The following is an 11,812-nucleotide window of genomic DNA, read 5'->3' on the forward strand; positions in this document are numbered from 1 at the left end:
TGTAAACAGAACACCAGCCCATTATGCGTCAGTTTATTCCTACATGGTACTCCAAAAACAAAAAGAAACCGCCAATGTGACATAGGCGGTTTCCGTGTATCTTTGCGTAGCAAGGGCTTAGCAAGGGCTTATCAGAGTGCCACTATCTCTAACATCATTTGTTGATGTTCGTCGACGACAATATTTGCTTTTGACATAACGAGCAGCTCTTTTTTCGCTTTAGTTAGTTGCTTAATATAGTACTCTGCTCGCATGGCAAGCGTCTTTGAGTCAAAATCCGATGACCATTCCAATACCAAAGGGCCTTTTCCCTTCAAAGCTTTCGCTCCTTTTCCGGTTTGGTGCTGATTGAATCTTCGTTCAACATCATTGGTAACACCACAATACAACGCGTTGCGGTTATTTCGTATCAGGTAGACACTCCAACGCTGCGTTGTATTTTCCATCATGAAAGCAGTGACTCAACCTTAGCTTTTAATTCATCCAGCTCTTCTTTCAGCTGAGCGACTTCGAGCTCTAGCTGACTTACTCGATCGGAGCTCGAGCTTGCAGCAGACACAGGCGCTGCAAGTTCGGACGCATCAACATCACCACAGAACAAATGCATATAACGCGACTCCCGCTTACCAGCCTCACGTGGTAATTTGACCACTAATGGTCCTTTCTCTTCGCTTGCTAAATGCTCAAGGACCGTTTCCACTTCTTTTACATCATGAAATGTCGCGAGACGATTAGTACGAGTACGAATTTCCCCAGGTGTTTGAGCACCGCGCAAAAGCATACAGCATACAATGCCCTTCTCCTGCTCTGTCAGCTTTAAATCACCAAATTCCGTATTACAGAAACGGTGTTGATACTTGCTGACGCGGCTGTTGAACGCACTTTCGTCACTGACGAGCCTGCGCTCAATAAGAGCATCAACGGCATCGAGAACGTCTGACTCAGAGAGTGACATCACGGGATCACGGTTGCTTTTTTGATTACACGCGTTGGTTAATGCGTTTAGGCTGAGGGGGTAAAGATCTGGGGTAGTGACTTCTTTTTCGATCAAGCAACCAATAACTCGTGCTTCAATTGCCGTTAGCTCAACTTTCATAATGCATTTCCTTATTATTTTTGCATTTGACTTTGTACCTAAATCGCTTCGAAATCATACGCCATAAATTCACACAGCAGTGCAAGAAGCGTTAGCGGTTCAGGTGTTGGTGTCAGGCTAAAGCATAGCGTAAGACCTGACACCCCTTACGAATAGGGTCAGGTATCAATGCTCCGAGAGAATCGGCACTCTCGTCAAATTGCCATCTTGGTCGACCATCATTATTTTTGAACGATTAAGCTCAACTTCGATGATTTCGAGTTGCTCGCGAGCGTTGATATACGCCGTTTTTAACTTTTCAGCCACAGAGCGAGTGACTTGCTCATTATCTTGACTATTTACTTGCTCCGCAGTGTTACCAGAGTCCATATCAAGTTCATCATTTTGCATTCAATGGTGTTGATAATATAGTGAAGGCCACGTTATGACAATGAATCGATGGATTCTACAATGTTGGCCAAAACTCGAAGAAAGCAGCACGATTATATGGACACAACGCAATTGGTTGAGAAATGTTCAACTCTGCATTGCTATTGATCTAAAGACTGTTATGCCACTGGATGTTGTGCTTTAATCGAGGAAGATATTCATAAAATTAGGAAAGAGAACTATGAGTAGCGTATTTGAAATCGTTAACCAAGCTCGTCGTAAAAACAAACTAAAACGTGAGCTTCTTGATAACGAGAAGAAAGTTCGTGATAACCGTAAACGTGTTGATCTTCTAGAAAACCTTCTAGACTACATCAAACCAGAAATGACTCACGATGAAATCGTCGCAATCATCAAAAATATGAAAGCAGACTATGAAGATCGTGTTGATGACCACATCATTAAAAGCGCTGAGATCTCTAAAGCACGTCGTGACATCAGCCGTCGCATTCGTGAGCTGACTGAAGAAGACAAGCAAACTAGCGGCAAAAAATAAACGCGTGAGCTAGATTTTCGAACCCCGAGCAAGAATATCTTCCTCGGGGTTTATTTTTGTCTCTAAACTAACCGCCGTGTACAATCAATCTAACTCTTATTCCTAACGCATTCAGCTTTCTATGTCTTCAACTTCGACAAGTACACAACCAACGCTTGCAAAACAATTATTTACGATGACCTGGCCAATGCTTTTTGGCGTTCTGTCTTTAATGAGCTTTCAGCTTGTGGATAGCGCGTTTATCGGTCAGCTCGGCGTTTTACCGTTAGCCGCTCAAGGTTTCACTCTGCCTTTGCAAATGGTCATTATCGGCATTCAAGTCGGTCTAGGGATCGCAACGACAGCGGTCATTTCTAAAGCTCTTGGGGCGAATGAAAGTCGGTATGCCAAACAACTTGGCGGATTGGTATTGATGATCGGCTCAATTGGTGTCGCTATTTTTGGCGGGCTAATTTGGCTTTTGCGCTACCCCATTTTAGCTCTATTAAGCGCTCCAGAATCTGTTATGCCGATAATCGACAGTTACTGGCCTTGGTGGTTATTAAGCTCATGGACTGGTGCGGTTTTGTATTTTTACTACAGTATCTGCCGAGCTAATGGCAATACAATGTTACCTGGCACAATGATGATGATAACCAGCGGCGTGAACCTTGTACTCGATCCGCTATTTATTTTCACGTTTGACTTGGGTATTAACGGAGCGGCAATAGCAACCATCGTCGCTTTTGGATTTGGTATTTTAGTCGTAGCTCCTCGCGTGAAGAAGAATCACTGGGCAACGACACAATGGCAAGATCTTAACGTAGCCAAAAGTGTTGCATCTATCGGTAACATTATGGGCCCTGCGATGATTAGCCAACTGCTGCCACCGTTGTCTTCCATGCTAGCAACAAAATTATTGGCAAGCTTTGGAACCGCAGCAGTCGCCGCTTGGGCGCTTGGTTCACGCTATGAGTTCTTTGCTATCGTTTCGGTCTTGGCGCTGACAATGTCTATGCCTCCAATGGTTGGACGCTTACTTGGAGCAAAGAACTATGAAGATATCCAAAGGCTCGTCAGTATTGCCGTAAAATTCATTCTAGGTTTCCAACTTTTGATTGCTGCCATTACATTTGCCGTCGCAAACCCACTCGCACTATTGATGACAAGTGATGTGCAAGTGGAGCAAGTCTTGGAAATGCATTTACTGATAGTGCCGATCAGTTTGGGTTCATTAGGGGTTTGTATGCTAATGGTTTCTCTTTGTAATGCATTAGGCAAATCTTACACCGCGCTCACTATTTCAGCGCTGCGCTTGTTTGTCTTTTTCCTACCGTGCTTGTGGGTTGGCGCTCAAATGGATGGAATCCGAGGTTTACTCTTAGGCGCTTGTATCGGCAACCTGTTAGCTGGTGTTTCCGCATACCTAACCTATCGCCAAACCATACGCAAACTCGCAGGCGCTCAAGCCAGCGCACAACAATGAATAATCAGAACTAAGCCCCTGAAGTGGGGCTTTATCGTTTTGACACCTTGTCTAAGTTGAAATGTTAGCTAGGCGAGTTTTAATTCACTAAAGAGCTCAAATAACTGGTTCGATTTATACGGCTTAGGTAAATAAGCATCCATGCCTGCCGCAAAACAGTTGTGGATGTCTTCTTCCAAAACACTCGCAGTGAGTGCGATAATCATCGTTTTTTCGCGTCCTGCTTTCTTTTCCCAACGACGAATTTCTTTCGTCGCGGTCAGTCCATCCATCACGGGCATCATGCAGTCCATTAAAATTGCATCGAATTCTTCTCCCTTTGTGATGGCTTCTAACGCTTCTTGACCGTTGCTTGTTATCAAATAGTCATAACCTGCTTTATCCAGAAAAAAACTCGCTATTTTCTGGTTCATCAAATTATCCTCCGCAATTAAGATCCTCCGATGAGAGCGCGACGCTCGATATTCAGAGCTGACAACATTATTGGTGACATTGTCACTTGATATAGTCTTTTCAACCTTAGCTAAATCATCAATGACATGCTTAAATCGATTGCCAAGGAAAGGTAATGTGAGTACGGCATGTACTTTTTCTGCATTTTCGTAGGGAGTGGATAAATGATGCTGGCAAATAATCACACGGCGAAGATCGTAATTAAATGATAGATTATCCAAGATTTCATCGGTATTAGCATCGTTACTGTGGCACAGAAATATGACATCAAAGTCATCATTTATCGCTTGCACTTCATTCACATTATTAACACCAAAGAGATTGATTTTCGCTAAGCGACACTCTTTTAATACTTGGTCGGCGTAGTCGTAATTTGAGCAGATCAAAAGCCCTTTATTAATCACCTCCGAACGCCAGCCAAACACCGGAATTGCTTCAACCTCAATCGAGAATTCAAAGCATGTGCCCACTCCTTTTGTAGATGTTGCTACGAGCTTGCCCCCCATCATCGACACAAGCTGACAACAAATTGCCAAACCCAACCCTGTGCCGCCAAATTGCCTCGACACTCCTTCATCTTCCTGAGTAAAGGGTTCAAAAATCGTGGTTAACTTATCTTGATCAATGCCTATTCCGGTATCTTCTACTTTAAACGTCAGCACTCCACGTTCTTTCTCAAGTAACTCCTCATAACTAACATCAACGCATACATGCCCACTTTCGGTAAACTTAACCGCATTCGATACCAGATTCGTAACTACCTGTTTGACACGATGATCATCGACCATCACGCGAATGGGGATATTTTCAGCTAAATTAATACCTAACTTTAGCTGTTTAGATGTTGCTTTGGATTGGAATAAAATCATCGACTGATACACGACTTCTCGGATATCCGCTTCTACTAGTGACAGCTCCAATCGTCCAGACTCGATTTTAGAGAGATCCAATATATCGTTAAGTAAAGTGAGCAGTGTTTGAGATGAGGAGTCAATGTCATCAACAACTTCTTGTTGATGCGAAGACAACTCACTTTGAGAGAGTATTTCTGTCATGCCCATGATCCCGTTAAGGGGCGTGCGTATTTCATGTGACATGTTGGCAAGAAACACAGATTTTGCACGATTAGCCGATACTGCTGACTCTTTTGCATGCAGTATTTCTTCAGTTTGTCTCTGCATTTCTTCAACCACTCGATTCACTTGCTGAGCAAAAATGGTCAGTTCATCACTTCCATCAACTTTGACTTTTGTTTGCTTCTCTTCGGAGTTGATCAACGCGTTTAAAGTGTGAATGATCGCATCGAGTTTGCTGTTAACTCGGAACCAAGTACTAAATCCGAGCCAACAAAGCAGGATAACCACTAAGGCAACGCCAAAACTGATCATCGCTATATTGGCCTTTTGTTCATGAACCTGCGTGAGAAGCGACTGCTCAGTTTGTTTGGTGAACCCATCAATGAGCACTTGTAAGCGCTGCACACGAAAATCGAGTTCTTTTAAATACGCGGCGTAGTCACTTTGAGACATGTCTCCTGACATTAATTGTCCGCGAGACGCCAAGTTTCTCTGATATCTCGGCGAAGTAAACAAGCCAAGCAATTTATCCACTTGCTCGTATGACCCACCTAAGTTTAAAAACGCATCCAAATTTTGCTGCTGTCGGTCAATCGCCTGATAAAACATACTTTGACTTAGCCGACTCTCAGGGTCTTGGACTAAACGGTTCGTCAGCCAAGCTTCTTTCTGTGTCCAAAAAGAGAGCTGAGCAAGGTAGGCAATAAAATTTTGCATGCGAATGCCGTCGTCACTGCCATACCATTGATGATTTTGCAACAAAGAGCGCGACATATTTTGGAGCTGTTGAAATGCCCAATCACCCAGGTCGTCCATCTCACTCAATCTACCTGACAATACCCCCAGCATGGCTTCTTTCAGTTCATCAGCATACTCAGCAGTATTAGGGTTACTCACAAACTTTTGATGCAAAGAAGAAATAACTTCACCTTGTTCTTCAATATTAATGGCTGCAGAGACTTGAAGATCAGGCTGTCGGCGTACTTTCTCTATGGAGTAAATAAAGTGGGAGGCCTTGGATATCAATTGGAAACCTTGAATATTGCTAACCGTTTGATTGAGACGGCTCACGCGCAACGCATTATCAGAAAACTGCTGAACTGCAAATACCACTATTACCACAGCGGGTAATAGTGCGAGGAGTGCTAAGCGTGTTTTTATTGATAATCTCAACATCCATCAGCCTAATGGTTGATTTCATCCGTTTATTTAATATTAGACTAGTTTCTTGCATTGAAAGGCATATACGACATTGTTACTTTCAAACAACATTCACCTACCTAGACTATGGTTATTGTGAGTGTTTTATCATCGGCTAATGCAGTAAAAATTGTGATTTAAGTCATATTTTTTGATCTTAAAGTTGGATGCAAACAATAAAGTTTCACTCACAACTAAGAGTCGCATCACTTTTCAGGAAATCATCTATTGTATGTTTACCTATTGAGTTGCCTTGTCGAGTTAAATCACACAAAAATGCAAAATATTCATTTTTGTCAACAAAAATAATTTGAAAGCAAACGTTATCATCGCAAAAAAAGTAAGTTACTTTCTAAATGTCAATACGTGAAAACCACTGCTTTAGTCACATTAATCCACCACTAACGTTCCCTTAAGTAGTGTTTTACACTGGATTTAATTTTCCTAGCAGAATAAGGACTCCGACCTTAGAATCCGCACACATAACTATTACAACCCGATTACATAACCCACCACACTCTTGCACGCTGCCGAAGAGGCAACAGCAGAGAGTATGGTTAGCCCCCAAAACGTGAAAGGTCTAATACAACAATGAGTCCAGAGAAATATCTCCAAGACTGGCAAACTAGCCAAACGATTGCTGAATCTATTTCCCCTCTAATTGGTAAGCTATATCGTCAAAAAGGAATCGAAGTGGTTCTGTTTGGTAAAACGCTTATTAATGCTACTACTATAGACATTCTCAAAACTCATCGCGTTGCAAGACGTTATACCGGTAACCCACTTTCGCTTGAGCACACGATGCCTATTATTCAAGCGCTTTGTGAAATGAGCATTTCTTCATGCCGTGTCGATGTTGGCCAATTGGCAACTATGTACTGGAATGAACATGACGATACAAGCTCTCTAAACGATTTCCTTATCACTGCACTTGATGGTGCTCGCGACGCAGATTCTTCATTGAAAGCGCGTGATGTGGTTCTTTACGGGTTCGGTCGCATTGGTCGACTACTTACTCGCCTTCTCATTGAGAAAAGTGGTCCAGGTTACCCACTAAGACTACGTGCGATTGTGGTTCGTGGCGGTAAAAAAGGCGATTTGGAGAAGCGTGCTAGCTTGCTGCGTCGTGACTCAGTTCACGGTCAGTTCAACGGTAGTATTGTTATCGATGAAGAGCGTAAAGCACTGATCGTTAACGGCAACTACATCCAAATCATCTACGCAAATAACCCAAGCGAAGTGGATTACTCAGCTTTCGGTATCAATAACGCGCTAGTTGTTGATAACACAGGTGTTTGGCGTGATTCTGAGGGTCTGAGCCAGCACTTAGCGTGTCAAGGCGCAGAGAAAGTACTGCTAACAGCACCAGGTAAAGGTGACATCAAAAACGTTGTATTCGGTGTAAATGAGTCAGTAATTCAAGAAGATGACACCATCATCTCTGCGGCAAGCTGTACAACAAATGCAATCACGCCAGTCCTTAAGGCTCTGAACGATAAATATGGTGTTCTTTCTGGCCATATTGAAACCGTGCACTCATACACAAACGACCAAAATTTGATCGACAACTTCCACTCTGGTGACCGTCGCGGACGTAGTGCTTCACTAAACATGGTTCTGACTTCAACAGGCGCGGCAAAAGCAGTTGCTAAAGCATTGCCAGAGCTTGCAGGCAAGCTAACAGGCAACGCGATTCGCGTACCGACACCAAACGTATCTATGGCAGTCGCTAATCTAAACTTAGGTGAAGACGTAGACCGTGATTCACTGAACGATTACTTGCGTGAAATGGCGTTGAACTCTGAGCTTTCGGCACAGATTGACTACACCGATTCAACAGAAATTGTATCAACTGACTTAGTTGGTTCTCGTCATGCAGGCGTCGTAGATGGTCAAGCGACTATCGCACAAGACAAGCGTTGTGTACTTTACATCTGGTACGACAACGAATTCGGTTACAGCTGCCAAGTTGTGCACTGTATGGAACAAATGATGGGTGTTCGTTACCAAACATTCCCTCGATAGGTGAACTTTGCTCCACAACGTTAACCACATAGCGTAGCGGACAATATCTCATATTTGTTCTAAATAATAAGCGCCATGCGCATTACTAATATTTTTCCCCGTTTATACGCCTGATCACCCTCAGGCGTTTTTTCGTTTCATTCATTTGACACTCTCCGGACAAAGTGAACGTCAGCATTCATGTTTTGTTCATGTTCACAGCATTAATCTGAGCACATAAATTACAGAGAGGTCATGATTATGAATCGGATTATTGTAACTGCACTAGCACTGATTACCGGCTTTTTTACGTTAGTATTTAGCTTAATCATTGCGATTCCGTTGACCATCGCAGCATTAATTACCGGTAAACGTATTGAAAAGCGCGTCAAGAAAATGCAGAGAGAAATGCACGAAGAGTATGAGTTTAATACAGGTAAAGCAGATGCGATTGAAGGTGAATTTGAAGAGGTTCGCCGGTAAGTAAATAAGATTTAGATGAGTTTCTCTCCCCCAACCGCTCCTGAGAAACTTCTTGCTTTCACCCTGTCCTTAAAATGGCAGGGTGCTTTTTTGAAAAGCACAATATTGAATAAGCACCTAGCGGTTTATTGCTTTATCTTTTTGTTGTAGGAGGCTGTGTAACCAGCCTCCCATAAATCACCATCGACACCAGAGTATGGGTTGGATTCTTTCGGAGCGCCGCTTAGGCAAGCATCTTTGCCTTCCTTCTTAATTTCATCGATGTGGTTTAAAACAAAGTCAAAGTGTTTAGGATCAGCCTTTTGTAGTAACCCGTACAAAAGGCCAAAGCCAAGCATCGTAAATACAAACAGTTCAAAAAACACCCAAATGCTCTTTGTTGAAAAGAATATCCAAGCAACGCTGCAAACACTGGTCAAAATTACTACTGGAGCTAAATCTACTATTCTTTGCATATTGCTCTCACCTTCTAAACGGTCATGGAGTCTCTACCCCTTTCATAGGGTAAGTAAGAGGAAAGTCCGTTTTTATCCAATAAAGCACTCTCGACTTAATATGCGACACTGTTAGTATTAACGTTAAGTGGCTATCGTTCTCATTATAACAATGCGTTGGAAAGTAGCTTTCACAGCAAATGAGAATATGAACCAAAGTAACACTATTGATAATATTAATTTTAGCAACGTTTAGCGTCAGAATTACGTAAATTGTGTAAGGGTTACTGAGAGTAGACAAAAAAGCAGCCACACGGGCTGCTTTTAGTATGTCTGTCTTGCGAGCTTGTCTATACCGTTACGACCACTCTAAGAGCCAGCAGCATGAGTACTACTCCTGACAAACGATCAATCAACACTGCCTTAGAGCGAATTCTGTCAACGACTTTAGAGCTCGATAGCACTAGGGTAATAAAGGTGTACCAAAGCCCATCTACAACAAACGGCGTGGCAACAATGATCATCTGATTACTCAAATCATTACCGAGCGCGACAAACTGACTGAATAATGCGATAAAAAACAAAGCAATTTTGGGACTTAAAATCGAGATAAAAAAGCCTTCTCGCGCAGACTGGATTACCGTTGTTTCCTCACCTGACTCCAACTTCGCAGCCACACCACCTTTTGAACGCAAAGCATTAAACCCTAAATACGCAAGATATGCCGCACCCACAAGGCTAATCGTCTTGAACAACATCGGGCTTTGCTGCAAAACAACAGCGAGCCCAATCAAAGTAATAAACGCATATATACCAATGCCAAACGCATGAGCCCAAGCCGTAGCTAATCCATTGATACGTCCACCAGCCAACGAGTGCTTAGCGACAATAGCTAAGCTGGGACCTGGTGACATAGCCCCTAATAAACACACGGTAAAAAGTGATAACCAAACTGTTAGTGTCATAAGAATCTCCCCTCTTTGAAGCTCACTCTATCAACGGAAGAGGTATAATTAGAAATCAAAGTTATTCATACTAATCATGACTTCAAGTCATAGCTAAACGGTGTACGTATTAGCGAATGGAATATTCAGAGATTTGCATTACTGAGCGAATCTCTTCTCGCACCCATTTATGCGCAGGATCCGTGTCGTATTTGGGGTGCCACATTAACCAATATTGATGAATAGGTGTTTCGAGTGGTAATGCTTTATGGGTTAAGTCCCAATGCTTAGCGAGGTTAACGGCAATATGTTCAGGAGCCACCATCAGGTGCTCACTTGCAACTAAGCGATTGATCGCAGCAGAGAAGAATGGAACCTTAAAGGTAACGTGGCGGGTGTGCCCTAGCTCTTTCAATGCTAAATCAGTGTAGGAATCTTTGTCTCCGCCGCCAGTCACTTTGATGTGTGAATATGAAATCAAGTCTTCAATACTGATCTGGTCCTGCTTTGCTAACGGATGAGAAGATTTCATCAAACAAACTGATGAATCCTCACCAATTTTAACGCTCGACACACTCTGTGGTTTTTCTGGATACATAGAAGACGCGATATGGATGCCCGTCTCATGAAGTTTATCAAGAAAGTTGGGTTGCCACAGTCGGTACGCCATATCTAACTGTGGCGCTTGTTCACCCAAGTGAGAGGCAATATCGGGCAATACGTATTGCGCCACGTAGTCACTAGAAGCAATAACAAGCTCACCTTGCCACTGCCGCGGCTCAAAAGGTTGGTCATCGAGTAAATGGTCAAACTCAGCCAGTAATGCATCAAGCTTTGATTTTAACGCTATTGCTCGTGGCGTTGGTATCAGTTGATTACCTTGACGAATAAGCAGTGGGTCACCACACAGATCGCGCAATTGTGCAAGCTGTCGACTGACAGCTGACTGCGTAATGTGCAAACGGTCTGCGGTCCGGCTGACATGACACTCCTCTAAAAGTACATGCAAGGATCTAAGTAGATTCAAATTAATGTTGTTTAACATATTCGCTCAGAAGGGTTTTCAACATGGCATCCATTCATGGTCACTTCACAAACAGGTTCCCAGTCGTGTTAAAGAATTCAGCTAAGACGGTATGAGTCATCAGGTTTCGAAGCTCTGGATATCGTTGAATTTGATCTCTGATTTCGTTCAAGCGAGCCATCGTAGGCACTTCGACAAAAACCATCATGTCCGTCTCACCGCTGATCGCATGACACCATTTTACGCCATCAATTTTGTATAACTCGTCCGCGTATGATTCGCAATAATACGTAGAGGTTGATTTATCGAACTTTAAGGCAAAATAGGCGCAAATCGAATCCCCACCCGAAGGCGCAATTTCAGCGTGATACCCTAGAATCACTTTGTCATGCTCTAGCTTACGAATACGGGCCGTTACCGCAGAACGAGAAAGGTTTACTTTATCCGCAATTTCAGTCACCGACAGCCGAGCGTTGTGCCTGAGTAGATCCACAATCTTATGATCAAACTTGTCCATACCGTTACCAAGCTTTCCTTATTTTTCTCATTCTATACCGATTCTAACTGCATAAGAAACCAACATTTTGTTGGAATTATTTAAAACAACCGTCATATTGACGGTTTAGTAAATCATTTTGTTATTAACATTTTGGATATGCTATTTGGCGGGCATGAGATGAGTGCTGTTATCCATTTCAACAGAAAATA

The 11,812-nt window shown here is 42.8% G+C and carries 12 protein-coding genes; 4 read left to right on the plus strand and 8 right to left on the minus strand.

What is annotated here, in order from left to right:
• Window positions 1-131: 131 nt before the first annotated feature.
• The 3 genes from R7P67_RS06310 to R7P67_RS06320 form a co-directional block, all read right to left on the minus strand.
• Complete coding sequence (locus tag R7P67_RS06310) at window positions 132-449, minus strand: GIY-YIG nuclease family protein (RefSeq protein WP_005373593.1); 318 nt, start codon at window positions 447-449, stop codon at window positions 132-134.
• Window positions 446-1,096 carry a YceH family protein gene (locus tag R7P67_RS06315; RefSeq protein WP_005373594.1) on the minus strand — a complete coding sequence of 217 codons (651 nt, stop codon included), beginning with the start codon at window positions 1,094-1,096 and terminating at the stop codon, window positions 446-448. The genes R7P67_RS06310 and R7P67_RS06315 overlap by 4 nt, the downstream gene beginning before the upstream one ends.
• A 165-nt stretch (window positions 1,097-1,261) precedes the next feature.
• Entirely contained in the window at window positions 1,262-1,486 is a 225-nt protein-coding gene (locus tag R7P67_RS06320) for a hypothetical protein (RefSeq protein ID WP_005385630.1), read from the minus strand.
• A 220-nt stretch (window positions 1,487-1,706) separates the two neighbouring features.
• On the opposite strand from R7P67_RS06320, the gene R7P67_RS06325 reads away from it, so the two are divergent.
• A complete protein-coding gene (locus tag R7P67_RS06325; RefSeq protein WP_005373603.1) occupies window positions 1,707-2,021 on the plus strand; it encodes a DUF496 family protein in 315 nt (104 codons plus the stop codon).
• Window positions 2,022-2,142: 121 nt separating this feature from the next.
• A complete protein-coding gene (locus tag R7P67_RS06330) occupies window positions 2,143-3,486 on the plus strand; it encodes an MATE family efflux transporter (protein WP_262652694.1) in 1,344 nt (447 codons plus the stop codon).
• Between the two features lie 68 nt (window positions 3,487-3,554).
• Here the strand turns inward: R7P67_RS06330 and R7P67_RS06335 are convergent, their stop codons facing one another.
• Window positions 3,555-6,191, minus strand: a complete 2,637-nt coding sequence (locus R7P67_RS06335) for an ATP-binding protein (protein ID WP_053349268.1) — start codon at window positions 6,189-6,191, stop codon at window positions 3,555-3,557.
• Window positions 6,192-6,806: 615 nt separating this feature from the next.
• On the opposite strand from R7P67_RS06335, the gene R7P67_RS06340 reads away from it, so the two are divergent.
• Window positions 6,807-8,240 carry a glyceraldehyde-3-phosphate dehydrogenase gene (locus R7P67_RS06340; protein WP_017635170.1) on the plus strand — a complete coding sequence of 478 codons (1,434 nt, stop codon included), beginning with the start codon at window positions 6,807-6,809 and terminating at the stop codon, window positions 8,238-8,240.
• Between the two features lie 240 nt (window positions 8,241-8,480).
• Window positions 8,481-8,702 (plus strand): hypothetical protein, encoded by a 222-nt coding sequence (locus tag R7P67_RS06345; RefSeq protein ID WP_005373607.1) that lies wholly within the window; start codon window positions 8,481-8,483, stop codon window positions 8,700-8,702.
• Between the two features lie 125 nt (window positions 8,703-8,827).
• Here R7P67_RS06345 and R7P67_RS06350 read toward each other — a convergent pair whose 3' ends face one another.
• The 4 genes from R7P67_RS06350 to R7P67_RS06365 form a co-directional block, all read right to left on the minus strand.
• Window positions 8,828-9,157, minus strand: a complete 330-nt coding sequence (locus tag R7P67_RS06350) for a hypothetical protein (RefSeq protein WP_005373609.1) — start codon at window positions 9,155-9,157, stop codon at window positions 8,828-8,830.
• 329 nt (window positions 9,158-9,486) lie between these two features.
• The gene (locus R7P67_RS06355) at window positions 9,487-10,101 is read right to left on the minus strand and encodes a LysE family translocator (protein WP_005373611.1); all 615 of its coding nucleotides are present in this window, start codon (window positions 10,099-10,101) and stop codon (window positions 9,487-9,489) included.
• Between the two features lie 109 nt (window positions 10,102-10,210).
• Window positions 10,211-11,125 carry a LysR family transcriptional regulator gene (locus R7P67_RS06360; protein WP_017819875.1) on the minus strand — a complete coding sequence of 305 codons (915 nt, stop codon included), beginning with the start codon at window positions 11,123-11,125 and terminating at the stop codon, window positions 10,211-10,213.
• A gap of 40 nt (window positions 11,126-11,165) precedes the next feature.
• Window positions 11,166-11,621 carry an Lrp/AsnC family transcriptional regulator gene (locus R7P67_RS06365; RefSeq protein ID WP_005373615.1) on the minus strand — a complete coding sequence of 152 codons (456 nt, stop codon included), beginning with the start codon at window positions 11,619-11,621 and terminating at the stop codon, window positions 11,166-11,168.
• Window positions 11,622-11,812: the final 191 nt, after the last annotated feature.

The sequence above is a fragment of the Vibrio sp. Vb0937 genome (assembly GCF_033338855.1).